At 56.3% G+C, this 22,413-nt stretch carries 35 protein-coding genes; 33 read left to right on the top strand and 2 right to left on the bottom strand.

Annotated features, from left to right (window positions below):
- The 31 genes from OQK_RS13925 to bfr form a co-directional block, all read left to right on the top strand.
- Window positions 1–631: EF-Tu/IF-2/RF-3 family GTPase (locus OQK_RS13925; protein ID WP_038860940.1), on the top strand; the 631-nt coding region annotated here is incomplete at its 5' end.
- Between the two features lie 154 nt (window positions 632–785).
- Window positions 786–1,097 carry a 30S ribosomal protein S10 gene (gene rpsJ / locus OQK_RS13930; protein WP_003186070.1) on the top strand — a complete coding sequence of 104 codons (312 nt, stop codon included), beginning with the start codon at window positions 786–788 and terminating at the stop codon, window positions 1,095–1,097.
- An 80-nt stretch (window positions 1,098–1,177) separates the two neighbouring features.
- The gene (gene rplC, locus OQK_RS13935) at window positions 1,178–1,813 is read left to right on the top strand and encodes a 50S ribosomal protein L3 (protein ID WP_003228738.1); all 636 of its coding nucleotides are present in this window, start codon (window positions 1,178–1,180) and stop codon (window positions 1,811–1,813) included.
- Window positions 1,814–1,825: 12 nt separating this feature from the next.
- Window positions 1,826–2,428, top strand: coding sequence for a 50S ribosomal protein L4 (rplD, locus tag OQK_RS13940; protein WP_003228735.1), 603 nt, complete (start codon window positions 1,826–1,828; stop codon window positions 2,426–2,428).
- Window positions 2,425–2,724, top strand: coding sequence for a 50S ribosomal protein L23 (gene rplW, locus OQK_RS13945; protein ID WP_002555488.1), 300 nt, complete (start codon window positions 2,425–2,427; stop codon window positions 2,722–2,724). Before rplD ends, rplW begins: the two co-directional genes overlap by 4 nt.
- Before the next feature lie 14 nt (window positions 2,725–2,738).
- Window positions 2,739–3,563 carry a 50S ribosomal protein L2 gene (gene rplB, locus OQK_RS13950; RefSeq protein WP_016772943.1) on the top strand — a complete coding sequence of 275 codons (825 nt, stop codon included), beginning with the start codon at window positions 2,739–2,741 and terminating at the stop codon, window positions 3,561–3,563.
- Between the two features lie 16 nt (window positions 3,564–3,579).
- The gene (gene rpsS, locus OQK_RS13955; RefSeq protein ID WP_011336172.1) at window positions 3,580–3,855 is read left to right on the top strand and encodes a 30S ribosomal protein S19; all 276 of its coding nucleotides are present in this window, start codon (window positions 3,580–3,582) and stop codon (window positions 3,853–3,855) included.
- An 11-nt stretch (window positions 3,856–3,866) separates the two neighbouring features.
- Complete coding sequence (gene rplV / locus OQK_RS13960; RefSeq protein WP_003103908.1) at window positions 3,867–4,199, top strand: 50S ribosomal protein L22; 333 nt, start codon at window positions 3,867–3,869, stop codon at window positions 4,197–4,199.
- 13 nt (window positions 4,200–4,212) lie between these two features.
- Complete coding sequence (gene rpsC, locus OQK_RS13965; protein ID WP_003176422.1) at window positions 4,213–4,899, top strand: 30S ribosomal protein S3; 687 nt, start codon at window positions 4,213–4,215, stop codon at window positions 4,897–4,899.
- Window positions 4,900–4,911: 12 nt separating this feature from the next.
- Window positions 4,912–5,325, top strand: coding sequence for a 50S ribosomal protein L16 (gene rplP / locus OQK_RS13970; protein ID WP_003228729.1), 414 nt, complete (start codon window positions 4,912–4,914; stop codon window positions 5,323–5,325).
- On the top strand, window positions 5,325–5,516 hold the full coding sequence (rpmC, locus tag OQK_RS13975; protein WP_002555481.1) for a 50S ribosomal protein L29: 192 nt from the start codon (window positions 5,325–5,327) through the stop codon (window positions 5,514–5,516). Before rplP ends, rpmC begins: the two co-directional genes overlap by 1 nt.
- 2 nt (window positions 5,517–5,518) lie before the next feature.
- On the top strand, window positions 5,519–5,785 hold the full coding sequence (gene rpsQ / locus OQK_RS13980; protein ID WP_003194644.1) for a 30S ribosomal protein S17: 267 nt from the start codon (window positions 5,519–5,521) through the stop codon (window positions 5,783–5,785).
- A 23-nt stretch (window positions 5,786–5,808) separates the two neighbouring features.
- Window positions 5,809–6,177, top strand: a complete 369-nt coding sequence (rplN, locus tag OQK_RS13985; protein WP_002555479.1) for a 50S ribosomal protein L14 — start codon at window positions 5,809–5,811, stop codon at window positions 6,175–6,177.
- Window positions 6,178–6,188: 11 nt separating this feature from the next.
- A complete protein-coding gene (gene rplX / locus OQK_RS13990) occupies window positions 6,189–6,503 on the top strand; it encodes a 50S ribosomal protein L24 (RefSeq protein ID WP_003186046.1) in 315 nt (104 codons plus the stop codon).
- 20 nt (window positions 6,504–6,523) lie between these two features.
- The gene (rplE, locus tag OQK_RS13995) at window positions 6,524–7,063 is read left to right on the top strand and encodes a 50S ribosomal protein L5 (protein ID WP_003210069.1); all 540 of its coding nucleotides are present in this window, start codon (window positions 6,524–6,526) and stop codon (window positions 7,061–7,063) included.
- Between the two features lie 13 nt (window positions 7,064–7,076).
- Window positions 7,077–7,382 (top strand): 30S ribosomal protein S14, encoded by a 306-nt coding sequence (gene rpsN, locus OQK_RS14000; RefSeq protein WP_003186042.1) that lies wholly within the window; start codon window positions 7,077–7,079, stop codon window positions 7,380–7,382.
- A gap of 208 nt (window positions 7,383–7,590) precedes the next feature.
- On the top strand, window positions 7,591–7,983 hold the full coding sequence (rpsH, locus tag OQK_RS14005) for a 30S ribosomal protein S8 (protein WP_016772944.1): 393 nt from the start codon (window positions 7,591–7,593) through the stop codon (window positions 7,981–7,983).
- Window positions 7,984–7,995: 12 nt separating this feature from the next.
- A complete protein-coding gene (gene rplF / locus OQK_RS14010) occupies window positions 7,996–8,529 on the top strand; it encodes a 50S ribosomal protein L6 (protein ID WP_003228722.1) in 534 nt (177 codons plus the stop codon).
- A gap of 10 nt (window positions 8,530–8,539) precedes the next feature.
- On the top strand, window positions 8,540–8,890 hold the full coding sequence (gene rplR, locus OQK_RS14015) for a 50S ribosomal protein L18 (RefSeq protein ID WP_003186037.1): 351 nt from the start codon (window positions 8,540–8,542) through the stop codon (window positions 8,888–8,890).
- A 3-nt stretch (window positions 8,891–8,893) separates the two neighbouring features.
- Complete coding sequence (gene rpsE / locus OQK_RS14020; RefSeq protein ID WP_007955637.1) at window positions 8,894–9,394, top strand: 30S ribosomal protein S5; 501 nt, start codon at window positions 8,894–8,896, stop codon at window positions 9,392–9,394.
- A 2-nt stretch (window positions 9,395–9,396) separates the two neighbouring features.
- Complete coding sequence (gene rpmD / locus OQK_RS14025; protein ID WP_003176408.1) at window positions 9,397–9,573, top strand: 50S ribosomal protein L30; 177 nt, start codon at window positions 9,397–9,399, stop codon at window positions 9,571–9,573.
- 3 nt (window positions 9,574–9,576) lie between these two features.
- Window positions 9,577–10,014: a 50S ribosomal protein L15 gene (gene rplO / locus OQK_RS14030; RefSeq protein WP_003228720.1), complete on the top strand. Its 438-nt coding sequence runs from the start codon at window positions 9,577–9,579 to the stop codon at window positions 10,012–10,014.
- Window positions 10,015–11,343: a preprotein translocase subunit SecY gene (secY, locus tag OQK_RS14035; RefSeq protein WP_016772945.1), complete on the top strand. Its 1,329-nt coding sequence runs from the start codon at window positions 10,015–10,017 to the stop codon at window positions 11,341–11,343.
- 27 nt (window positions 11,344–11,370) lie between these two features.
- Entirely contained in the window at window positions 11,371–11,487 is a 117-nt protein-coding gene (rpmJ, locus tag OQK_RS29300; RefSeq protein WP_002555468.1) for a 50S ribosomal protein L36, read from the top strand.
- A 130-nt stretch (window positions 11,488–11,617) separates the two neighbouring features.
- A complete protein-coding gene (rpsM, locus tag OQK_RS14040; RefSeq protein ID WP_003186020.1) occupies window positions 11,618–11,974 on the top strand; it encodes a 30S ribosomal protein S13 in 357 nt (118 codons plus the stop codon).
- A gap of 30 nt (window positions 11,975–12,004) precedes the next feature.
- On the top strand, window positions 12,005–12,394 hold the full coding sequence (gene rpsK, locus OQK_RS14045; RefSeq protein ID WP_002555466.1) for a 30S ribosomal protein S11: 390 nt from the start codon (window positions 12,005–12,007) through the stop codon (window positions 12,392–12,394).
- A gap of 18 nt (window positions 12,395–12,412) precedes the next feature.
- Window positions 12,413–13,033 carry a 30S ribosomal protein S4 gene (gene rpsD, locus OQK_RS14050; RefSeq protein WP_003176404.1) on the top strand — a complete coding sequence of 207 codons (621 nt, stop codon included), beginning with the start codon at window positions 12,413–12,415 and terminating at the stop codon, window positions 13,031–13,033.
- 22 nt (window positions 13,034–13,055) lie between these two features.
- Entirely contained in the window at window positions 13,056–14,057 is a 1,002-nt protein-coding gene (locus OQK_RS14055; protein WP_016772946.1) for a DNA-directed RNA polymerase subunit alpha, read from the top strand.
- Window positions 14,058–14,099: 42 nt separating this feature from the next.
- Window positions 14,100–14,486 carry a 50S ribosomal protein L17 gene (rplQ, locus tag OQK_RS14060; protein ID WP_003176402.1) on the top strand — a complete coding sequence of 129 codons (387 nt, stop codon included), beginning with the start codon at window positions 14,100–14,102 and terminating at the stop codon, window positions 14,484–14,486.
- A gap of 239 nt (window positions 14,487–14,725) precedes the next feature.
- Complete coding sequence (locus OQK_RS14065) at window positions 14,726–16,162, top strand: catalase (protein ID WP_024014520.1); 1,437 nt, start codon at window positions 14,726–14,728, stop codon at window positions 16,160–16,162.
- Between the two features lie 167 nt (window positions 16,163–16,329).
- Entirely contained in the window at window positions 16,330–16,797 is a 468-nt protein-coding gene (bfr, locus tag OQK_RS14070; RefSeq protein WP_016772947.1) for a bacterioferritin, read from the top strand.
- A 64-nt stretch (window positions 16,798–16,861) separates the two neighbouring features.
- On the opposite strand, the gene uvrA is transcribed toward bfr, so the two are convergent.
- Window positions 16,862–19,696: an excinuclease ABC subunit UvrA gene (gene uvrA / locus OQK_RS14075; RefSeq protein ID WP_016772948.1), complete on the bottom strand. Its 2,835-nt coding sequence runs from the start codon at window positions 19,694–19,696 to the stop codon at window positions 16,862–16,864.
- A gap of 191 nt (window positions 19,697–19,887) precedes the next feature.
- Between uvrA and OQK_RS14080 the strand changes: the two genes are divergently transcribed.
- Window positions 19,888–21,285 carry an MFS transporter gene (locus tag OQK_RS14080; RefSeq protein ID WP_016772949.1) on the top strand — a complete coding sequence of 466 codons (1,398 nt, stop codon included), beginning with the start codon at window positions 19,888–19,890 and terminating at the stop codon, window positions 21,283–21,285.
- Window positions 21,286–21,294: 9 nt separating this feature from the next.
- Window positions 21,295–21,810 carry a single-stranded DNA-binding protein gene (locus OQK_RS14085; protein WP_016772950.1) on the top strand — a complete coding sequence of 172 codons (516 nt, stop codon included), beginning with the start codon at window positions 21,295–21,297 and terminating at the stop codon, window positions 21,808–21,810.
- Between the two features lie 195 nt (window positions 21,811–22,005).
- Here the strand turns inward: OQK_RS14085 and OQK_RS14090 are convergent.
- On the bottom strand, window positions 22,006–22,413 hold a 408-nt coding region (locus OQK_RS14090), incomplete at its 5' end, for a glutathionylspermidine synthase family protein (RefSeq protein ID WP_038860941.1).

A 22,413-nucleotide genomic window follows, 5' to 3' on the forward strand; every position in this document is an offset into this window, starting at 1 on the left:
TACCACTGCCGTTCGTAAACTGGTTGAAACTCTGGATACCTACATCCCAGAACCAGTTCGTATGATCGACAAGCCATTCCTGATGCCAATCGAAGACGTGTTCTCGATCTCGGGTCGCGGTACTGTTGTGACTGGTCGTATCGAGCGCGGTATCGTTCGCGTTCAGGACGCTCTGGAAATCGTTGGTCTGCGTGACACCACCACCACCACCTGCACCGGTGTTGAGATGTTCCGCAAACTGCTCGACGAAGGTCGTGCTGGCGAGAACTGCGGCGTTCTGCTGCGTGGTACCAAGCGTGACGACGTTGAGCGTGGCCAGGTTCTGGTCAAGCCAGGTTCGGTCAAGCCGCACACCAAGTTCACCGCAGAAGTTTATGTTCTGAGCAAGGAAGAAGGCGGTCGTCACACTCCGTTCTTCAAAGGCTACCGTCCACAGTTCTACTTCCGTACTACTGACGTGACTGGTAACTGCGAGCTGCCAGAAGGCGTTGAAATGGTAATGCCGGGTGATAACATTCAGATGACTGTTACCCTGATCAAAACCATCGCGATGGAAGATGGTCTGCGTTTCGCTATCCGTGAAGGCGGTCGTACCGTCGGCGCTGGCGTCGTAGCCAAAATCATCGAGTAAGACTTTTAAAGTCAGCTTGATGGATTGAAAAAGCCCCCGCTCAGCGGGGGCTTTTTTATTGGGTTGACACCTATCGGGGGCGTCTATAGAATTGCGCCTCCTTTTAACGGGCGTATTGCGCCCGGTGGGAATAGCAGCCGGAGTCTGAAATCCAATGCAAAATCAGCAAATCCGTATCAGGTTGAAGGCTTTTGACCATCGCCTGATCGACCAATCAACCCAGGAAATCGTGGAAACCGCGAAACGTACTGGTGCTCAAGTGCGTGGTCCAATTCCACTGCCTACCCGTAAAGAGCGGTTCACCGTTCTGGTTTCCCCGCACGTCAACAAAGACGCGCGTGACCAGTACGAGATCCGCACTCATAAGCGTGTTCTGGACATCGTCCAGCCAACGGATAAAACCGTTGACGCGCTGATGAAGCTTGATCTTGCGGCCGGTGTGGAAGTGCAGATCAGCCTCGGCTAAGACTCGGTCTTGGTCGTGTAACGCTCTGAAATGGGCGGCCATAGCGGGTGAAAGCCCCGTACACTCATGAGGTTTACAACATGACTATTGGTGTAGTCGGTCGTAAATGCGGTATGACCCGTATTTTCACCGAAGAAGGTGTCTCCATTCCGGTCACGGTCATTGAGATCGAGCCGAATCGCGTCACCCAGTTCAAAACTGAAGAGACCGATGGCTATCGTGCAGTGCAAGTCACTGTCGGCGAGCGTCGCGCTTCGCGTGTAACAGCAGCTCAGGCTGGCCACTTCGCTAAAGCGAACGTTGCCGCTGGTCGCACCACCATGGAATTCCGCCTTGAAGAAGGCGAGTACCAGGCTGGCGATCTGATCAACGCTGAAATCTTCGCCGCTGGTCAACTGGTTGATGTAACCGGTCAGTCCAAGGGTAAAGGCTTCCAGGGTACGATCAAGCGTTGGAATTTCCGCGGGCAAGATAACACCCACGGTAACTCCGTATCCCACCGCGTCCCAGGCTCTATCGGCCAGTGCCAGACTCCTGGTCGTGTATTCAAGGGCAAAAAAATGTCCGGTCATATGGGCGCTGAGCGCGTGACCGTGCAGTCCCTGGAAGTAGTGCGCGTGGACGCTGAACGCAATCTGTTGTTGGTCAAGGGTGCTGTTCCTGGCGCTACTGGCGGCAACCTGGTTGTACGTCCAGCAGCCAAGGCTCGCGGTTAAGGGGAAGCTGACATGCAATTAAATGTAAATGACGCTCAAGCGATCGAAGTTTCCGAACTGACATTTGGCGGCGAATTCAACGAGACGCTGGTTCACCAAGCAGTCGTGGCCTACATGGCCGGCGGCCGTCAAGGTAGCAAGCAGCAGAAGACCCGTTCCGACGTTCGTGGTGGCGGCAAGCGCCCATGGCGTCAGAAAGGTACTGGCCGTGCTCGTGCCGGTACTATCCGTAGCCCAATCTGGCGTGGCGGCGGTACCACTTTCGCAGCTCGTCCACAGGATCACTCCCAGAAGCTGAACAAGAAGATGTATCGCGCAGCAATGCGTTCCATCCTTGCTGAGCTGGTGCGTACTGATCGTCTGGTCGTGGTTCAGGATTTCGCTGTTGAAACTCCGAAAACCAAAGATCTGCTGGGCAAACTGAACAACATGAGCCTGACCGACGTTCTGATCGTGTCGGACGCTGTTGATCAGAACCTGTACCTGGCTGCTCGCAACCTGCCGCACGTAGATGTACGTGATGTGCAAGGTTCCGATCCAGTTAGTCTGATCGCATACGACAAGGTGTTGATCACCGTGTCGGCCGTGAAGAAATTCGAGGAGCTGCTGGGATGAACCAGGAACGCGTATTTAAAGTTCTGCTTGGCCCGCACGTTTCCGAGAAGGCTACGGTTCTGGCAGACAAGAAAGGCCAGTTCGTTTTCAAGGTTGCTACTGATGCAACCAAGCTGGAAATCAAGAAGGCCGTCGAAAGCCTGTTCAGCGTGAAAGTAGAGCGCGTCACTACCCTGAACGTTCTGGGTAAGAGCAAGCGCACTGCTCGCGGTCTGGGCAAGCGTAATGACTGGAAGAAGGCAGTTATCTCCCTTCAGCCAGGCCAAGATCTCGATTTCAGCAGCAGTGCTGAGTAAGGAAGGGGTGCATCATGGCAATCGTTAAATGCAAACCGACTTCCCCTGGCCGCCGTTTTGTGGTCAAGGTGGTCAACCAGGAGCTGCATAAAGGCGCTCCTCACGCACCGCTGCTCGAGAAAAAATCGAAGTCTGGTGGTCGTAACAACAATGGCCGTATTACCACTCGTCACATCGGTGGTGGTCATAAGCAGCATTACCGTATGGTCGATTTCCGTCGCAACGACAAAGATGGCATCGTCGCCACTGTCGAGCGTATCGAATACGATCCAAACCGTACTGCTCACATCGCACTGCTTTGCTACGCAGACGGCGAGCGCCGCTACATCATCGCCCCTAAAGGCGTGAGTGCTGGCGACCAGCTGATCGCAGGCGCTCTGGCTCCAATCAAGCCAGGCAACGCTCTGCAACTGCGCAACATTCCAGTCGGTTCTACCGTACACGGCATCGAATTGAAGCCAGGTAAAGGTGCACAGATCGCTCGTTCCGCTGGTGCTTCGGCTCAGCTGATCGCTCGTGAAGGTGTCTACGTGACCCTGCGTCTGCGTTCCGGTGAAATGCGTAAAGTCCTGGCTGAATGCCGTGCGACCCTGGGTGAAGTCTCGAACTCCGAGCACAGCCTGCGTTCGCTGGGTAAAGCTGGTGCCAAACGCTGGCGTGGCGTTCGCCCAACCGTTCGTGGTGTTGCCATGAACCCGGTTGACCACCCACATGGTGGTGGTGAAGGTCGTACCTCTGGTGGTCGTCATCCGGTATCGCCATGGGGCTTCCCGACTAAGGGCGCGAAGACTCGTGGTAATAAGCGTACCGACAAAATGATCGTCCGTCGTCGCAAGTAAATAGAGGGATACGACAGTGCCACGTTCTCTGAAAAAAGGTCCTTTTATTGATCTTCACCTACTGAAGAAGATCGAAGTGGCGGCGGAAAAGAACGATCGCAAACCAATTAAAACCTGGTCGCGTCGTTCGATGATCCTGCCACAAATGGTCGGTCTGACCATCGCAGTACACAACGGTCGTCAGCACGTCCCAGTTCTCGTTAACGAAGACATGGTCGGCCACAAACTGGGCGAGTTCGCCGGTACCCGCAACTATCGCGGGCACGTGGCTGACAAGAAAGCCAAGCGTTAAGGGGTAAGGAAATGGAAGTAGCCGCTAAGTTGTCGGGCGCTCGAATCTCCGCCCAGAAAGCCCGCTTGGTCGCCGACCAGATCCGCGGGAAGAAGGTGGGCGAAGCGCTCAACCTGTTGGCTTTCAGCAGTAAGAAAGCCGCCGAGATCATGAAGAAAGTGCTGGAGTCGGCCGTAGCCAACGCCGAGCATAACGAAGGCGCAGACGTTGATGACCTGAAGGTCAGCACCGTTTTCGTCAACGAAGGGCGTTCGCTGAAGCGCATCATGCCACGTGCCAAAGGCCGTGCTGATCGCATCGTCAAGCGGTCTTGCCATATCACTGTCAAGGTTGCTGACAAGTAACGGAGTCGAAGAGATGGGTCAGAAAGTACATCCCATTGGCATTCGCCTGGGAATCGTCAAGGAGCACACCTCCGTCTGGTACGCAGACGGTCGGACTTATGCGGACTACTTGTTCGCAGATCTGAAAGTGCGTGAGTATCTCCAAGACAAACTAAAAAGCGCGTCCGTAAGCCGTATCGATATCCATCGTCCGGCCCAAACTGCACGCATCACCATCCACACCGCTCGTCCAGGTATCGTTATCGGGAAGAAAGGTGAAGATGTTGAGAAACTGCGTCAGGACCTGACCAAGCAAATGGGTGTGCCTGTGCACATCAATATCGAAGAGATCCGCAAGCCGGAGCTCGACGGTATGCTGGTTGCGCAGAGCGTAGCTCAGCAGCTGGAGCGTCGTGTAATGTTCCGTCGCGCTATGAAGCGCGCTGTACAGAACGCCATGCGCATTGGTGCCAAAGGCATCAAAATCCAAGTGAGCGGTCGTCTCGGCGGTGCTGAAATCGCACGTACTGAATGGTATCGCGAAGGTCGTGTGCCACTGCACACCCTGCGTGCCGACATCGACTATGCCAACTACGAAGCTCACACCACTTACGGTGTGATCGGTGTAAAGGTTTGGATCTTCAAAGGCGAAGTTATTGGTGGTCGCCAAGAAGAACTGAAACCACAAGCACCAGCGCCTCGTAAAAAAGCTGCTAAGTAAGGGGTACGCCAAATGTTGCAACCAAAGCGTACGAAGTTCCGCAAGCAGATGACCGGCCACAACCGTGGTCTGGCACTGCGCGGTAGCAAAGTCAGCTTCGGCGAGTTCGCGCTGAAGTCTGTTGCTCGTGGTCGTCTCACCGCTCGTCAGATCGAGTCAGCGCGTCGTGCTCTGACCCGTCACGTAAAACGTGGCGGCAAGATCTGGATCCGTGTATTCCCGGACAAGCCGATCTCCAAGAAACCTCTCGAGGTTCGTATGGGTAAAGGTAAGGGTAACGTGGAGTACTGGGTTGCCCAGATTCAGCCAGGCAAAGTCCTGTATGAAATCGAGGGTGTTTCTGAAGAGCTGGCGCGTGAGGCTTTCGCCCTGGCTGCTGCAAAGCTGCCGCTCGCCACCTCCTTTGTTAAACGGACGGTGATGTGATGAAAGCGAATGAACTTCGTGAAAAATCCGCACAGCAGCTGAACGAGCAACTGCTCGGCTTGCTGCGCGACCAGTTCAATCTGCGCATGCAGAAAGCAACTGGCCAGTTGGGGCAGTCTCATCTGCTCTCGCAAGTTAAGCGTGACATCGCTCGCGTGAAGACTGTGCTCAACCAGCAGGCAGGTAAGTGATCATGGCTGAAGCCGAAAAAACTGTCCGTACGCTGACTGGCCGTGTTGTCAGCGACAAGATGGACAAAACCATCACCGTTCTGATCGAGCGTCGCGTAAAGCACCCGATCTACGGTAAATACGTTAAGCGTTCGACTAAGCTGCACGCGCACGACGAAACCAATCAGTGCCACATCGGCGACAAAGTCACTATTCGTGAAACTCGTCCGATGGCCAAGACCAAGTCTTGGGCGCTGGTTGATGTTCTCGAACGCGCTGTGGAAGTCTAAGGGCTAGGGGTCGGAGAAATTATATGATTCAGACTCAATCCATGCTCGATGTGGCCGATAACAGCGGCGCTCGCCGTGTTATGTGCATCAAGGTGCTGGGTGGCTCCCATCGTCGTTACGCTGGTATCGGTGACATCATCAAAGTTACCGTGAAGGAAGCAATTCCTCGCGGTAAGGTGAAAAAAGGCCAAGTGATGACTGCTGTTGTAGTCCGCACTCGTCACGGCGTACGTCGTGCTGATGGCTCCATTATCCGCTTTGATGGCAACGCTGCTGTTCTTCTGAACAACAAGCAAGAGCCGATCGGCACCCGTATCTTTGGGCCAGTGACCCGTGAACTTCGTACTGAGAAGTTCATGAAGATCGTCTCGCTCGCCCCAGAAGTGCTGTAAGGAGATCCGACATGCAAAAGATTCGTCGTGACGACGAGATCATCGTGATCGCCGGCAAAGACAAAGGTAAGCGCGGTAAGGTGCTGAAGGTTCTTGCTGACAACCGTCTGGTTGTTGGTGGTCTGAACCTGGTCAAGCGTCATACCAAGCCTAACCCGATGTCGGGCGTACAGGGCGGTATCGTCGAGAAAGAAGCGCCACTGCACGCTTCCAACGTCGCCATCTTCAACGGCGAAACCAACAAGGCTGACCGCGTTGGTTTCAAAGTAGAAGACGGTAAGAAAATTCGTGTCTTCAAGTCGACCCAAAAAGCGGTTGATGCTTGAACACTGCTAGGTAGAAGACCATGGCACGACTAAAAGAGATTTACCGGAAGGAAATCGCTCCGAAACTTAAGGAAGAACTTAAGCTTTCGAACGTGATGGAAGTTCCGCGCGTTACCAAAATCACCCTGAACATGGGTCTGGGCGAAGCGATCGGCGACAAAAAAGTCATCGAGCACGCTGTTGCTGACCTGGAAAAGATCACCGGCCAGAAAGTCGTTGTGACCTACGCTCGTAAATCCATCGCTGGCTTCAAAGTCCGCGAAGGATGGCCGATCGGCGTCAAAGTGACCCTGCGCCGTGAGCGTATGTACGAGTTCCTGGATCGTCTGCTGTCGATCTCCCTGCCTCGGGTTCGCGACTTCCGCGGCCTGAATGCCAAGTCCTTCGATGGTCGTGGCAACTACAGCATGGGCGTGAAAGAGCAGATCATCTTCCCGGAAATCGACTACGACAAGATCGATGCTCTCCGCGGTCTGGACATTACCCTGACCACCACTGCCAAGAACGATGATGAAGGCCGCGCTCTGCTGCGTGCTTTCAAATTCCCGTTCCGCAACTGATTGGAGTAGGAAAATGGCCAAGAAGAGCATGAAGAACCGTGAGCTGAAGCGTCAGCTCACCGTTGCCAAGTACGCCACCAAGCGTGCAGCGCTGAAAGCTATCATCGTCGATCTGAACGCAAGTCCAGAAGCGCGTTGGGAAGCTACCGTAGCTCTGCAGAAGCAACCACGTGACGCAAGCGCTTCGCGCATGCGTAACCGTTGCCGCCTGACTGGTCGTCCGCACGGCGTGTACCGCAAGTTCGGCCTCGGCCGTAATATGCTGCGTCAAGCTGCAATGCGTGGTGACGTGCCAGGTCTGGTTAAAGCCAGCTGGTAATAGTTGTCAAAGTCTCGGTGTTCGGGTTCGCAAGAACCTGACCATCGGTGGCCTTGAATCTGAATCAAGCCCCTTTTGGGGCTTGATTCATTTCTGGGGTGTGTCTAGAATGACCGGCTCGCCTGAGCCCGTGTTTTTCTGCCCGGAAGTTCTCGGCGACAAGTAGTAGCCGCAAGGCTAATTTTTTTGTATTAGGAGCGTCTAGCCCATGAGTATGCAGGACCCGTTAGCGGACATGCTAACTCGAATCCGTAATGCCCAGATGGCTGAAAAGTCTGTCGTAAGCATGCCGTCTTCCACGTTGAAGGCAGCTGTAGCAAAAGTCCTGAAGGACGAAGGTTACATCGCGGATTTTCAGATCACCACCGACGCCAAGCCGTCACTGTCCATCTCGCTGAAGTACTTCGAAGGCCGTCCGGTTATCGAAGAAGTGAAGCGCGTTAGTCGTCCAGGCCTGCGTCAGTACAAGTCCGTTGAAGATCTGCCGAAAGTTCGTGGCGGTCTTGGCGTGTCTATCGTCTCCACCAACAAAGGTGTGATGACGGATCGTGCTGCGCGCGCTGCCGGTGTCGGCGGCGAAGTTCTTTGCACTGTGTTCTAAGGGGGGATAAGCATGTCTCGCGTCGCTAAGAACCCCGTTAAGCTGCCAGCCGGTGTCGAAGTCAAATTCGCAGGCCAACAGCTTTCGGTGAAGGGTGCCAAGGGTACTCTTGAACTGAACATCCATTCGTCCGTTGAGATCGTTGAAGAGGCTGGTGAGCTGCGTTTCGCTGCTCGCAATGGCGATCAACAAACTCGCGCAATGGCCGGTACCACGCGTGCGTTGGTAAACAACATGGTCCAGGGCGTAAGCCAAGGCTTCGAGCGCAAGCTCCAGCTGGTCGGTGTTGGTTACAAAGCGCAAGCAAAAGGTCAGGTTCTGAACCTGGCTCTTGGCTTCTCGCACCCAGTGGATTACGAACTGCCGGAAGGCATCACCGCTGAGACTCCTAGCCAGACCGATATCCTGATCAAGGGCATCGACAAGCAGCTGGTAGGTCAAGTGGCCGCCGAGATCCGCGACTTCCGTCCACCAGAGCCGTACAAAGGCAAAGGTGTGCGCTACGCGGACGAAGTCGTCCGTCGTAAAGAAGCCAAGAAGAAGTAGGGCATAGCAAATGACCGACAAAAAAGTTACTCGACTGCGTCGCGCTCGCAAAGCACGCCTGAAAATGCACGAACTCGAAGTCGTGCGTCTCTGCGTGTTCCGCTCGTCGCAGCACATCTACGCCCAGGTCATCTCGGCCGACGGCAACAAAGTCCTGGCAAGTGCCTCGACTTTGGATAAAGAACTGCGTGATGGTGCCACTGGCAACATCGACGCGGCCACAAAGGTTGGCCAGCTGGTCGCTACGCGTGCTAAGGCCGCTGGCGTATCGCAAGTGGCTTTCGACCGCTCTGGCTTCAAGTACCACGGCCGCGTTAAAGCGCTGGCTGATGCTGCTCGTGAAGCTGGGCTGGAGTTCTAAGTTATGTCAAATAACGACCAAAAGCGCGACGAAGGCTACATCGAGAAGCTGGTTCAAGTTAACCGCGTAGCCAAAACCGTTAAAGGCGGCCGTATCTTCACTTTCACCGCGTTGACCGTGGTTGGTGATGGTAAAGGGCGTGTTGGCTTCGGCCGTGGCAAGTCGCGTGAAGTGCCTGCTGCGATCCAGAAGGCAATGGAAGCTGCTCGCCGCAACATGATTCAAGTTGACCTGAACGGCACCACTCTGCAGTACGCAATGAAGTCCGCTCACGGCGCTTCGAAGGTGTACATGCAGCCTGCTTCTGAAGGTACCGGTATCATCGCTGGCGGCGCTATGCGTGCTGTCCTCGAAGTTGCTGGCGTTCAGAACGTTCTGGCCAAGTGCTACGGCTCGACTAACCCGGTAAACGTGGTTCACGCCACTTTCAAGGGTCTGAAGGCTATGCAGTCTCCTGAGTCCATCGCTGCCAAGCGTGGCCTGCGTGTTGAGGAGATCAAGTAATCATGGCTACCGTTAAAGTTACGCTGATCAAAAGCATGACCGGCCGCATCCCTAACCACAAACTGTGCGTTAAGGGTCTGGGTCTGCGTCGCATCGGTCACACTGTAGAAGTCCAGGATACTCCCGAGAATCGCGGGATGATCAACAAGGCTTACTACATGCTGCGTGTCGAGGGTTAATCGATGAAACTCAATGATCTGAGTCCAGCGCCGGGTTCCCGTCGCGAAAAGCATCGTCCGGGCCGTGGTATCGGTAGTGGTTTGGGCAAGACTGGTGGCCGTGGTCACAAAGGTCAGACCTCCCGCTCCGGTGGCACCATCGCTCCAGGCTTTGAAGGCGGTCAACAGCCGCTGCATCGTCGTCTGCCTAAGTTCGGTTTCGTTTCCCTGAAAGCCATGGATCGCGCAGAAGTGCGTTTGTCCGAGCTGGCCAAAGTGGAAGGCGACATCGTTACTGTGCAGTCCCTGAAAGATGCCAACGTGATCAACGTCAACGTACAGCGTGTGAAAATCATGCTGTCCGGTGAAGTGACTCGCGCTGTCACTATCGGCAAGGGAATCGGCGCCACCAAAGGTGCGCGTGCGGCTATCGAAGCAGCTGGCGGCAAGTTCGAGGAATAAATGGCTAAGCAAGGTGCTCTCTCTGCGCTCGGCAAAGGCGGTATGTCTGAACTCTGGGCTCGTCTGCGTTTTCTGTTCCTGGCGATTATCGTCTACCGAATAGGCGCACACATCCCGGTTCCAGGTATCAACCCGGACCGACTCGCAGACCTGTTTCGACAGAATGAGGGGACCATTCTTAGCTTGTTCAACATGTTCTCCGGCGGCGCGCTGGAACGGATGAGCATCTTTGCACTGGGGATCATGCCGTACATTTCGGCATCGATCATCATGCAACTGATGACCGCCGTCAGCCCGCAGCTGGAGCAGTTGAAGAAGGAAGGTGAAGCTGGCCGTCGCAAGATTAGCCAGTACACCCGCTACCTCACCGTCGCTCTCGCTCTGGTCCAGGCTATTGGCATGTCCATTGGTCTGGCCGGGCAGGGCGTCGCGTTCACTGGTGACTTTGGCTTCCATTTCGTCGCGGTAACCACATTTGTGGCTGGTGCGATGTTCATGATGTGGCTGGGTGAGCAGATTACTGAGCGTGGTGTTGGCAACGGTATCTCGATGTTGATTTTTTCGGGTATCGTCGCCGGTCTTCCGAGAGCAATCGGGCAGTCTTTCGAGTCTGCGCGTCAGGGTGATATCAACATCTTCGCCCTGGTTGCCATCGGTTTGCTGGCAGTAGCGATTATCGGTTTCGTGGTGTTCATTGAGCGTGGCCAGCGTCGTATCGCTGTTCACTACGCCAAGCGTCAGCAGGGCCGCAAGGTTTTTGCTGCGCAGACAAGCCACTTGCCGCTGAAGGTGAACATGGCCGGTGTTATTCCGGCTATTTTCGCGAGCAGCATCTTGCTGTTTCCGGCTTCGTTGGGTGCCTGGTTCGGTCAGTCTGAAGGTATGGGCTGGTTGCAGGACATCTCGCAGTCGATCGCTCCTGGTCAGCCGTTGAATATTCTGCTGTTTAGTGCAGGGATTATTTTCTTCTGCTTCTTCTATACGGCGTTGATGTTCAATCCGAAAGACGTAGCGGAAAACCTGAAGAAGTCCGGTGCCTTTATTCCGGGCATCCGTCCAGGTGAGCAGTCTGCGCGCTATATTGATGGCGTTCTGACCCGCTTGACCCTGTTCGGTGCTCTTTACATGACGGCCGTGTGCCTGTTGCCCCAATTCCTGGTGGTTGCAGCAAACGTTCCGTTCTACCTTGGCGGGACCTCGTTGCTGATCGTGGTCGTGGTTGTGATGGACTTCATGTCCCAAGTACAATCGCACCTCGTTTCGCACCAGTACGAATCCCTGATGAAGAAAGCCAACCTGAAGGGTTACGGCAGCGGCATGTTGCGCTGAGTACCCATAAGGTTCGAGGAGTTGGTGATGAAAGTTCGTGCATCGGTGAAAAAGCTGTGCCGTAACTGCAAGATTATTCGCCGCGAAGGTGTTGTTCGAGTAATTTGCAGCGCGGAACCGCGTCACAAACAGCGCCAAGGCTGAGTGTGATTGTGCTTCAAGCCCGGTAGCTAGTGCGCTACCGGGTTGATTATTTGTTATTACAGCGATATTATCTCGCGCCCTATTTCTTGGCTTCCGGGGCGTAGGTAGCTGTCAATTGGAGTCCCACTGAATGGCCCGTATTGCAGGCGTTAACATTCCAGATAACAAGCATACTGTTATCTCGCTGACCTACATCTATGGTGTTGGTCGCACTACTGCGCAGAAGATCTGTGCAGTGACTGGGGTAAACCCAGCAGCAAAGATCAAAGATCTGAGCGACGAGCAAATTGAACAGCTGCGTGGCGAAGTGGCGAAGTTCACCACTGAAGGTGACCTGCGTCGCGAAATCAACATGAAAATCAAGCGCTTGATGGACCTCGGTTGCTATCGCGGTCTGCGTCATCGTCGTGGTCTGCCAGTACGCGGTCAGCGTACCAAGACCAACGCGCGTACCCGTAAAGGTCCGCGTAAGCCGATCCGCAAGTAATCGCCCCAGCGAATCGACAGGAATTTAATCATGGCAAAACCTGCTGCTCGTCCTCGTAAAAAAGTTAAAAAGACAGTGGTTGATGGCATCGCCCACATCCATGCATCTTTTAACAACACCATCGTGACCATCACCGACCGTCAAGGTAACGCTCTTTCCTGGGCTACCTCCGGTGGTTCGGGTTTCCGCGGTTCCCGCAAGTCCACCCCGTTCGCTGCTCAAGTAGCTGCTGAGCGTGCTGGTCAAGCTGCGCTGGAATACGGCCTGAAAAACCTCGACGTAAACGTCAAGGGTCCAGGTCCAGGTCGTGAATCCGCAGTCCGCGCTTTGAACGGCTGTGGCTACAAGATCGCCAGCATCACCGACGTGACGCCAATCCCGCACAACGGGTGCCGTCCGCCGAAGAAGCGCCGCGTGTAATCCAGGAGATTGTAAAGAATGGCTCGTTACATTGGTCCAAAATGCAAACTCGCTCGTCGCGAAGGCACCGATCTCTTCCTGAAGAGCGGCGTGCGCGCGATCGAATCGAAGTGCAACATTGAAGCAGCACCTGGTATCCACGGCCAACGCCGCGGTCGCCAGTCCGACTACGGCACCCAACTGCGTGAAAAGCAGAAGGTCCGTCGTATCTACGGCGTTCTCGAGCGTCAGTTCAGCGGCTACTACAAAGAAGCTGCTGGCAAGAAAGGTGCAACCGGTGAAAACCTGCTGCAACTGCTCGAATGCCGTCTGGACAACGTTGTATACCGTATGGGCTTTGGTTCGACTCGTGCCGAATCCCGCCAGCTGGTATCGCACAAGTCGATCAGCGTAAACGGTCAGACCGTAAACGTTCCGTCGTATCAGGTTCGTGCTGGTGACGTGGTTGCAGTTCGCGAGAAAGCAAAAAACCAACTTCGCATTGTCCAAGCTCTCGATCTGTGTGCCCAACGTGGCCGCGTAGAATGGGTAGAAGTAGACACTGAGAAGAAGTCGGGCGTTTTCAAGAACGTTCCTGCTCGCAGTGATCTGTCCGCCGACATCAACGAAAGCCTGATTGTCGAGCTCTACTCCAAGTAAGGGCTAGAAAATAGGTGCATCCATGCAGATTTCGGTAAATGAGTTCCTGACACCCCGCCACATTGATGTGCAGGTTGTCAGTCCAACCCGCGCCAAGATCACTCTCGAGCCTCTCGAGCGTGGTTTTGGCCACACCCTGGGCAACGCGCTGCGCCGCATCCTGTTGTCCTCAATGCCCGGCTGCGCAGTAGTCGAGGCCGAGATTGACGGTGTGCTCCACGAGTACAGCGCCATCGAAGGTGTACAGGAAGACGTAATTGAAATCCTGTTGAACCTTAAAGGTCTGGCCATCAAGCTGCACGGTCGTGACGAAGTTACGCTGACCTTGTCGAAGAAGGGTTCGGGGGTGGTTACCGCTGCCGATATTCAGCTGGATCATGATGTCGAGATCGTTAATCCCGATCACGTAATCGCTAACCTGGCGTCTAACGGCGCCCTGAACATGAAGCTCACCGTAGCTCGTGGTCGTGGTTATGAACCAGCCGACTCGCGTCAGAGCGATGAAGACGAAAGCCGCAGCATCGGTCGCTTGCAGCTTGACTCTTCGTTCAGCCCGGTTCGCCGTATCGCTTACGTGGTGGAAAACGCCCGTGTCGAACAGCGTACCAACCTGGACAAGCTGGTTATTGATCTGGAAACCAACGGTACCCTGGATCCTGAAGAGGCTATCCGTCGCGCTGCAACCATCCTGCAACAGCAGCTGGCTGCGTTCGTCGACCTCAAAGGTGAAAGTGAGCCGCTGGTTGTCGAGCAGGAAGACGAGATCGATCCGATCCTGCTTCGCCCGGTTGACGATCTGGAACTGACTGTACGTTCGGCTAACTGCCTTAAGGCGGAAAACATCTACTACATCGGCGACCTGATTCAGCGTACCGAAGTAGAGCTGTTGAAGACTCCGAACCTGGGCAAGAAATCCTTGACTGAAATCAAGGACGTTCTGGCCTCCCGCGGTCTGTCCCTCGGCATGCGCCTCGACAACTGGCCGCCTGCAAGTCTTAAGAAGGACGACAAGGCGACTGCCTGATCGTCGTAATCACCGAACGTAGTGTTTGGTAAGGAATGAACCATGCGTCATCGTAAAAGTGGTCGTCACCTGAGCCGCACCAGCTCGCACCGCAAGGCCATGTTCCAAAACATGGCGGTGTCGCTGTTCGAGCACGAGCTGATCAAAACTACTCTGCCAAAAGCCAAAGAACTGCGCCGCGTTGCCGAGCCGCTGATCACTCTGGCCAAGACAGACAGCCTGGCTAACCGCCGTCTGGCTTTCGACCGTACTCGTTCGAAAGCTATCGTTGGTAAGCTCTTCAACGACCTGGGCAAGCGTTACGCTACCCGTGAGGGTGGCTACCTGCGCATCCTCAAGTGCGGTTTCCGCGCTGGCGACAACGCGCCTATGGCGTACGTCGAGTTGGTTGATCGTGCTACTGCTGGCGAAGCTGTATCCGCCGAGTAAGACGTCAGTCTGAAACAAAGAACCGGGCCTAGTGCCCGGTTTTTTGTGCCTGTAAGAAATGCGTCGTCCGTACAAGTTTCTGACATGGTTGAACTGCCACTATGTGTCGGGAAAACATAATTAGTAATTATCTATCGATGCCTGCAAGTTAATGAATTTGTAGCTGTAACGTCGATGATCAATACTTCCCGCCAAGCCCATTAGCCGGCAGTTCAAGACTGACAGAGGAAGAAGACCGCATGAGCCAGACCAAGACGCTTACAACCGCCAGTGGCGCGCCAGTCGCTGACAACCAGAATTCCCGTTCCGCCGGCCCACGCGGTCCGCTGCTTCTCGACGATTTCCATCTGATCGAAAAACTTGCGCACTTCAACCGTGAAAACATTCCAGAACGCCGTGTCCACGCTAAGGGCTCGGGCGCTTACGGTACGTTCACCGTCACCCGTGACATCACCGAATACACCAGTGCAAAGTTGTTCGAATCGGTAGGCAAACAAACGCCAACCTTTCTGCGCTTTTCCACCGTAGGTGGCGAGCGTGGTTCGGCCGACACTGAGCGCGATCCGCGCGGCTTCGCCTTGAAGTTCTACACCGAGGAAGGCAATTGGGACATCGTCGGCAACAACACGCCAGTGTTCTTCATCCGCGATCCGCTGAAATTTCCTGACTTTATCCACACGCAAAAGCGTCTGCCGCAAAGCAACCTGAAAAGCGCGCAGATGATGTGGGATTTCTGGTCGCATTCGCCTGAGGCGCTGCACCAGGTCACCATCCTGTTTTCTGATCGTGGCATCCCTGACGGCTACCGTCACATGCACGGCTTCGGTAGCCACACCTACAGCCTGATCAACGCCAAAGGTGAGCGTCACTGGGTGAAGTGGCACTACAAGACCCAGCAGGGCATCAAGAACCTGGCGCCAGCCGAGGCCGCCCGTTTGGCCGGTACCGACCCGGACTATGCGCAGCGTGACCTGTTCGAGGCCATCGAGCGCGGTGAATTCCCGAAATGGCGCGTGTGCATTCAGATCATGACCGAAGCGCAAGCGGCGGCTCATTACGAGAATCCATTCGACGTGACCAAGACTTGGTCGCAGAAGGAGTTTCCGTTGATCGAAGTTGGTGAGCTGGAGTTGAATCGCAACCCGTTGAACTACTTCGCTGAAGTTGAACAGGCGGCGTTTGGCCCGAGCAACATGGTGCCAGGCGTCGGTCTGTCGCCAGACCGCATGCTGCAAGGCCGTGTATTCGCATACGCTGACGCGCACCGCTACCGTGTGGGCACCAATCACCAGCAATTGCCGGTGAACGCTCCGCGCAGTCCGGTGAATACTTATCAGCGTGACGGCTCCATGGCGTTCGGCAGCAATGGCGGCGCGGCGCCGAACTATGAACCGAACAGCTACGTTGAGTCACCGAAGCAAGCGCCGCATTACGCGGAGCCAGCGCTGGCCTTGAGCGGTGCCGCTGATCGTTATGATCACCGCGAAGACACCGACTACTACAGCCATGCCGGTGCCTTGTTCCGCTTGATGAGCGACGAGCAGAAAGCATTGCTGGTCAGCAACATTGCCGGCGCAATGGCGGGCGTTTCCAGCGACGTCGTCGATCGTCAGTTGCAGCATTTCTACAAAGCCGATCCGGCGTATGGAGAAGCAATCGCAAAGCTGCTCAACTGACAGCTTAACGTAGTCTAAACGAGAAGCAGAACCGCCCTCATTTGGGCGGTTTTTGCGTTATTTGGCCTGCTTTTCTCAGAATATCTTCGCTTTTATTGCGCGAAGCGAGTGACCTTCCGGTCAGGTTGGTTCAAACTACAGACTTTCAGGAAGGGAGATGTAGGGCGATGCAAGGCCACCCAGATGTAATCGATTACCTCAATACGTTGCTGACCGGCGAGCTGGCCGCGCGTGACCAGTATTTCGTTCATTCGCGGATGTATGAGGACTGGGGGTTCACCAAGCTCTACGAGCGCATCAACCACGAGATGGAAGAAGAAGCCGGCCACGCCGATGCGTTGATGCGGCGGATTCTGATGCTCGAAGGCACGCCGCGCATGCGTCCGGACGATCTGGATGTCGGCACCACGGTGCCTACGATGCTCGAAGCTGATCTGCGCCTCGAATACAAAGTCCGCGCTGCGCTGTGCAAAGGCATCGAACTTTGCGAGCAACACAAGGACTATGTCAGCCGCGAAATTCTGCGGGTTCAGCTCAACGACACCGAAGAAGATCACACCTACTGGCTGGAAAAGCAGTTGGGCCTGATCAAGCTGATCGGTCTCGAGAACTACCTGCAGTCCCACGCGTCCTGATTGCACGGCTACAAAAAAGCCCCTGTCACTTCAACGGTGACAGGGGCTTTTTCATGCCTGGCAGTTACGCCCGATCACGGATCAGCAGCGGCTTGAGGTAATGGCCGGTGTGAGATTGCTTCATCTCGGCAACTTCCTCCGGCGTACCGGTGGCAATGATCTGCCCGCCTTTGGAACCGCCTTCAGGACCGAGGTCCACCAGCCAGTCAGCGGTCTTGATCACATCGAGGTTGTGCTCGATGACCACCACAGTGTTGCCGTGGTCGCGCAGACGATGCAGAACATCGAGTAACTGCTGGATATCGGCGAAGTGCAGGCCGGTGGTTGGCTCGTCGAGGATGTACAGGGTTTTGCCCGTGTCGCGTTTGGACAGCTCGCGCGACAACTTGACCCGCTGCGCTTCACCGCCGGACAGGGTCGTCGCCGATTGCCCGAGCTTGATGTACGACAAGCCGACATCCATCAGCGTTTGCAGCTTGCGCGCCAGTGCCGGCACCGCATCGAAGAACTCCCGTGCTTCCTCGATGGTCATTTCGAGGGTTTCATGGATGCTCTTGCCCTTGTATTTGATCTCAAGGGTTTCGCGGTTGTAGCGCTTGCTCTTGCACACGTCGCAGGGCACGTAGATGTCCGGCAGGAAGTGCATTTCCACCTTGATCAGGCCATCGCCCTGGCACGCTTCGCAGCGACCGCCCTTGACGTTGAACGAGAAACGCCCCGGGCCGTAACCCCGGGAGCGCGACTCGGGCACGCCGGCAAACAGTTCGCGGATCGGTGTGAACAGCCCGGTGTAGGTCGCCGGGTTGGAGCGCGGCGTGCGGCCGATCGGGCTCTGGTCGATATCGACGACTTTGTCGAGATGTTCCAGACCTTTGATGCTGTCATGCGCAGCCGCTTCCAGCGTGGTCGCGCCATTCAGTGCAGTGGCGCTGAGCGGGAACAGCGTGTTGTTGATCAGGGTCGATTTGCCCGAACCGGATACGCCAGTCACGCAAGTCAGCAGGCCGATCGGGATGTCCAGATCGACGTTGCGCAGGTTGTTGCCACGCGCACCTTTGAGCGACAGGTTGAGCTTCTTGTTGCGCGGCGTGCGTTTGGCCGGCACTTCGATCTTCACCCGGCCGGACAGGTATTTGCCAGTCAGCGAATCCGGGTGCGCCATGACTTCATCCGGCGTGCCCTCGGCAACGATCCGCCCGCCGTGCACACCTGCGCCAGGACCGATATCGACGACATAGTCAGCCAGACGAATCGCGTCTTCATCATGCTCGACCACGATTACCGTGTTGCCGATATCGCGCAAATGCTTGAGCGTACCGAGCAGCCGATCGTTGTCGCGCTGATGCAGACCAATGGACGGTTCATCGAGGATATAAAGAACGCCGACCAGACCGGCGCCAATCTGGCTGGCCAGACGAATCCGTTGCGCCTCGCCACCGGACAATGTGTCGGCACTGCGATCCAGCGACAGATAGTCGAGGCCGACGTTGACCAGAAATTGCAGACGCTCGCGGATTTCCTTGAGGATCTTGTCGGCGATCTCGCCACGCCGACCGGTCATCTTCAGCGCGCCGAAATATTCACAGGCATCGCCGATCGGCAGATTGGTCACTGCCGGCAGGGTTTTCTCACCGACCCAGACGTGCCGCGCTTCACGGCGCAGACGCGTGCCACGGCAATCCGGGCAGGCCTGATGGCTGAGGAACTTGGCCAGCTCTTCGCGCACGCTCGCCGATTCGGTTTCGCGATAGCGACGCTCAAGATTCGGCACGATGCCCTCGAAAGGGTGCGAGCGTTTGACGATGTCGCCACGGTCGTTCAGGTATTTGAAGTCGACGTTCTGCGAGCCGCTGCCGTGCAGGATGAACTTCTGCTGCTCGGCGCTCAGCTCGTTGAAGGGCTTGTCCAGGCTGAACTTGTAGTGCGAGGCGAGTGAGCCGAGCATCTGGAAGTAATAGACGTTGCGCCTGTCCCAGCCGCGTATTGCACCTTCGGCCAGGGTCAGCTCGCCATTGACCAGACGCTTGATGTCGAAGAACTGCTTCACACCCAGGCCGTCACAGGTCGGGCAGGCGCCGGCCGGGTTGTTGAAGGAAAACAGCTTGGGTTCCAGTTCGCTGATCGCATGGCCGCAAATCGGGCAGGCGAAGCGTGCGGAGAAGATCATTTCTTCGCCGGGCTCGTCGTCCATCGGCGCGACCAGGGCAATGCCGTCGGCCAGTTTCAGCGCCGTCTCGAAAGACTCGGCCAGACGTTGCTGCAGATCGGCACGAACCTTGAAGCGGTCGACGATCACATCGATCGAATGCTTCTTCTGTTTATCCAGCTTCGGCAGCTCGTCGAGCTCGCAGATCCGCCCGTTGACCCGGGCGCGGACGAAACCTTGCGCACGCAATTCTTCGAAGACCGACAGGTGTTCGCCCTTGCGCTCGCGGATCACCGGCGCCAGCAGCATGAGTTTGCTGCCTTCCGGCTGCGCCAGCACCAGATCGACCATCTGGCTGACGGTCTGCGCTTCCAGTGGAATGTCGTGATCCGGGCAACGCGGCGTACCGACGCGGGCATAGAGCAAGCGCAGGTAGTCGTAGATTTCGGTGATGGTGCCGACCGTGGAGCGCGGGTTGTGCGAGGTCGACTTCTGTTCGATGGAGATCGCCGGCGACAGGCCTTCGATGGTGTCGACGTCGGGTTTTTCCATCATCGACAGGAACTGCCGGGCATAGGCCGACAGCGATTCGACATAGCGGCGCTGACCTTCGGCATACAGCGTGTCGAACGCCAGGGACGACTTGCCGGATCCGGACAGGCCGGTGATGACGATCAGCTTGTCCCGTGGCAGGGTCAGGTCGATGTTCTTCAGGTTGTGGGTACGGGCCCCACGTATCAGGATCTTGTCCAAAGTGGCCTCGCTTGGCGGGCGTCGAAAACGTAGGAGTATACGGGCAAATACTGGATGGATGCACACTATCAAACGAAGGGCGTTTTGCCGTTCATGAAGAGAGTTTCATCTATACGCGTCATAGCGTCGCGATATACCCCGTCTTCCGATGGGACTGGTAGAATCGCCGCCGGTTCACACGAGGTTTTTCCATGCACGATCCCCACAGCGAACGCATGAGTGGCAGCGAGACCCGCGCGGCGAGCGGTCTGGCCCTGGTGTTCGCCTTCCGTATGCTTGGCATGTTCATGGTGTTGCCGGTGCTGGCGACCTATGGCATGGATCTGGCGGGAGCGACCCCGGCCCTGATCGGGCTGGCGATTGGCGCTTACGGTCTGACCCAGGCAATTTTCCAGATTCCGTTCGGGATCATTTCCGACCGCATCGGTCGCCGGCCGGTGATCTACCTCGGCCTGATCGTCTTCGCTCTCGGCAGTGTTCTGGCTTCCCAGGCCGATTCGATCTGGGGTGTGATCGCCGGGCGGATCCTGCAAGGCGCCGGGGCGATTTCCGCAGCGGTGATGGCGCTGCTTTCCGACCTGACCCGCGAGCAGCATCGGACCAAAGCCATGGCGATGATCGGCATGACCATCGGCCTGTCGTTCGCCGTGGCCATGGTGGTCGGGCCGTTACTGACCAGTGCGTTCGGGCTGTCCGGGCTGTTCCTCGCCACTGGCGCCATGGCGCTGCTCGGCATCCTGATCATCATGTTCATGGTGCCGCAATCCACCGGGCCGTTGCAGCACCGGGAATCCGGCGTGGCCCGGCAGGCGCTGATGCCGACGCTCAAGCACCCGGACCTGCTGCGCCTGGATCTGGGCATCTTTGTGTTACATGCCATGTTGATGTCGAGCTTCGTCGCCTTGCCGCTGGCACTGGTGGAAAAAGCCGGTCTGCCCAAGGAACAGCACTGGTGGGTCTACCTCACCGCGCTGCTGATTTCGTTCTTCGCCATGATCCCTTTCATCATCTACGGCGAGAAGCGACGCAAAATGAAACGAGTTTTGCTCGGCGCCGTCATGACACTGATGCTGACTGAACTATTCTTCTGGCAGTTCGGCGACAGCCTGCGCGCTCTGGTGATCGGCACGGTAGTGTTCTTCACCGCGTTCAACCTGCTCGAGGCGTCGTTGCCGTCGCTGATCAGCAAGGTTTCACCGGCAGGCGGCAAGGGCACGGCAATGGGCGTGTACTCCACCAGCCAGTTCCTCGGTTCGGCACTCGGCGGGATACTCGGCGGCTGGTTGTTCCAGCATGGCGGTCTGTCGGTTGTGTTCCTCGGATGCGCCGCGCTGGCTGCACTTTGGCTGGCCTTTGCTGTTACCATGCGCGAACCTCCCTACGTGACGAGCCTGCGCTTGCCGTTGTCGCCCGAAGCGATCCGCGAAGCGGGTCTGGTCGAGCGCCTCAAGGCCCTGGTAGGGGTAACAGATGCAGTGATAGTCGCCGAAGAGGCGGCTGTTTACATCAAACTGGACAAAGAATTAGTGGATCGCACCACCCTCGAACGCCTGGTCAACAACCCGGCCGGGGCTGCGTGCGACGCTTAGGAGAACGTTATGGCCCGTGGGGTTAACAAAGTCATATTGGTCGGCACTTGCGGCCAGGATCCCGAAGTTCGCTACCTGCCTAACGGTAACGCCGTGACCAACCTGAGTCTGGCCACCAGCGAACAATGGACCGACAAGCAGACCGGTCAGAAGGTCGAGAAGACCGAATGGCACCGCGTATCGATGTTCGGCAAGGTGGCCGAGATCGCCGGTGAATACCTGCGCAAGGGTTCGCAGGTGTACATCGAAGGCAAGCTGCAGACCCGCGAGTGGGAAAAGGACGGCATCAAGCGTTACACCACTGAAATCGTGGTCGACATGCAAGGCACCATGCAACTGCTCGGCGGCCGTCCACAACAGGGCGACCAGCAAGGCGGCAACAACTACCAGCAGCAGGCGCCACGTCAGCAGGCTCCACGCCCGCAGCAGTCGGCTCCACAGCAGCGTTCGGCTCCGGCGCCTCAGCAGGCCGCACCGCAACCGGCTCCGGATTTCGACAGCTTCGATGACGATATTCCGTTCTGATTTACCGCTGTAACCGCTTTGAATGAAAAAGGCCCGTCGCTTAAACGACGGGCCTTTTTTGTGAGGCAATATTTACGGTTATGTTCGATTACCTGTGGGAGCGAGCCTGCTCGCGAATGCGTCAGATCAGTCGATGCACCTGTAACTGACAGGACGCTTTCGCGAGCAGGCTCGCTCCCACAAGGTAACTTCGTCTTAATCCAAGATCAGGTGCGGCAAAAATCGACTTGAATCCTTGGTGATCAGACTGTTGTCCTCGCGCACACCAATCCCTGCCGCCTCATCACCAATCACCCACGAGCCAATCAGCGTGTAGCTGTCGCCAAACTTCGGCAGCGGCGCGAACTCCTGCAGGATGAACGGCGCATCGGTGTAAGGCCCGTCCTCTTTGACAATCAGACCTTCCGCTGTTTGCAGTTCGATGTTGGCACCTTCGCGGGAAAAGTACGGCTTGCGCACCCAGCCCTTCGGCACGCCACTCTGCGGATTCGGATCAAGGTGCGCGGCGAGCAGATTCGGATGTCCCTTGTGCAATTCCCACAGCAGCGGCAGCGCACCTTTGTTCGACAGGATCGCCTTCCACGCCGGTTCGAAAAACTGCGT

Source organism: Pseudomonas sp. R62 (assembly GCF_000257605.1).
Lineage (GTDB): Bacteria > Pseudomonadota > Gammaproteobacteria > Pseudomonadales > Pseudomonadaceae > Aquipseudomonas > Aquipseudomonas atacamensis.

Excerpts from the sequence above, each read along its gene's own strand:
- rplQ (WP_003176402.1), top strand. The coding sequence starts at position 14,100 with ATGCGTCATCGTAAAAGTGGTCGTCACCTGAGCCGCACCAGCTCGCAC.
- rplN (WP_002555479.1), top strand. The coding sequence starts at position 5,809 with ATGATTCAGACTCAATCCATGCTCGATGTGGCCGATAACAGCGGCGCT.
- rpsD (WP_003176404.1), top strand. The coding sequence starts at position 12,413 with ATGGCTCGTTACATTGGTCCAAAATGCAAACTCGCTCGTCGCGAAGGC.
- rplR (WP_003186037.1), top strand. The coding sequence starts at position 8,540 with ATGACCGACAAAAAAGTTACTCGACTGCGTCGCGCTCGCAAAGCACGC.
- rpsM (WP_003186020.1), top strand. The coding sequence starts at position 11,618 with ATGGCCCGTATTGCAGGCGTTAACATTCCAGATAACAAGCATACTGTT.
- rplO (WP_003228720.1), top strand. The coding sequence starts at position 9,577 with ATGAAACTCAATGATCTGAGTCCAGCGCCGGGTTCCCGTCGCGAAAAG.
- rplD (WP_003228735.1), top strand. The coding sequence starts at position 1,826 with ATGCAATTAAATGTAAATGACGCTCAAGCGATCGAAGTTTCCGAACTG.
- rplE (WP_003210069.1), top strand. The coding sequence starts at position 6,524 with ATGGCACGACTAAAAGAGATTTACCGGAAGGAAATCGCTCCGAAACTT.
- OQK_RS14065 (WP_024014520.1), top strand. The coding sequence starts at position 14,726 with ATGAGCCAGACCAAGACGCTTACAACCGCCAGTGGCGCGCCAGTCGCT.
- rpsK (WP_002555466.1), top strand. The coding sequence starts at position 12,005 with ATGGCAAAACCTGCTGCTCGTCCTCGTAAAAAAGTTAAAAAGACAGTG.
- rpmD (WP_003176408.1), top strand. The coding sequence starts at position 9,397 with ATGGCTACCGTTAAAGTTACGCTGATCAAAAGCATGACCGGCCGCATC.
- OQK_RS14080 (WP_016772949.1), top strand. The coding sequence starts at position 19,888 with ATGCACGATCCCCACAGCGAACGCATGAGTGGCAGCGAGACCCGCGCG.
- rplV (WP_003103908.1), top strand. The coding sequence starts at position 3,867 with ATGGAAGTAGCCGCTAAGTTGTCGGGCGCTCGAATCTCCGCCCAGAAA.
- rpsJ (WP_003186070.1), top strand. The coding sequence starts at position 786 with ATGCAAAATCAGCAAATCCGTATCAGGTTGAAGGCTTTTGACCATCGC.
- rplF (WP_003228722.1), top strand. The coding sequence starts at position 7,996 with ATGTCTCGCGTCGCTAAGAACCCCGTTAAGCTGCCAGCCGGTGTCGAA.
- rpmJ (WP_002555468.1), top strand. The coding sequence starts at position 11,371 with ATGAAAGTTCGTGCATCGGTGAAAAAGCTGTGCCGTAACTGCAAGATT.
- rpsN (WP_003186042.1), top strand. The coding sequence starts at position 7,077 with ATGGCCAAGAAGAGCATGAAGAACCGTGAGCTGAAGCGTCAGCTCACC.
- rpmC (WP_002555481.1), top strand. The coding sequence starts at position 5,325 with ATGAAAGCGAATGAACTTCGTGAAAAATCCGCACAGCAGCTGAACGAG.
- rpsH (WP_016772944.1), top strand. The coding sequence starts at position 7,591 with ATGAGTATGCAGGACCCGTTAGCGGACATGCTAACTCGAATCCGTAAT.
- rplP (WP_003228729.1), top strand. The coding sequence starts at position 4,912 with ATGTTGCAACCAAAGCGTACGAAGTTCCGCAAGCAGATGACCGGCCAC.
- rplW (WP_002555488.1), top strand. The coding sequence starts at position 2,425 with ATGAACCAGGAACGCGTATTTAAAGTTCTGCTTGGCCCGCACGTTTCC.
- rpsE (WP_007955637.1), top strand. The coding sequence starts at position 8,894 with ATGTCAAATAACGACCAAAAGCGCGACGAAGGCTACATCGAGAAGCTG.
- secY (WP_016772945.1), top strand. The coding sequence starts at position 10,015 with ATGGCTAAGCAAGGTGCTCTCTCTGCGCTCGGCAAAGGCGGTATGTCT.
- rplX (WP_003186046.1), top strand. The coding sequence starts at position 6,189 with ATGCAAAAGATTCGTCGTGACGACGAGATCATCGTGATCGCCGGCAAA.
- rplB (WP_016772943.1), top strand. The coding sequence starts at position 2,739 with ATGGCAATCGTTAAATGCAAACCGACTTCCCCTGGCCGCCGTTTTGTG.
- bfr (WP_016772947.1), top strand. The coding sequence starts at position 16,330 with ATGCAAGGCCACCCAGATGTAATCGATTACCTCAATACGTTGCTGACC.
- rplC (WP_003228738.1), top strand. The coding sequence starts at position 1,178 with ATGACTATTGGTGTAGTCGGTCGTAAATGCGGTATGACCCGTATTTTC.
- rpsC (WP_003176422.1), top strand. The coding sequence starts at position 4,213 with ATGGGTCAGAAAGTACATCCCATTGGCATTCGCCTGGGAATCGTCAAG.
- rpsQ (WP_003194644.1), top strand. The coding sequence starts at position 5,519 with ATGGCTGAAGCCGAAAAAACTGTCCGTACGCTGACTGGCCGTGTTGTC.
- OQK_RS14085 (WP_016772950.1), top strand. The coding sequence starts at position 21,295 with ATGGCCCGTGGGGTTAACAAAGTCATATTGGTCGGCACTTGCGGCCAG.
- OQK_RS14055 (WP_016772946.1), top strand. The coding sequence starts at position 13,056 with ATGCAGATTTCGGTAAATGAGTTCCTGACACCCCGCCACATTGATGTG.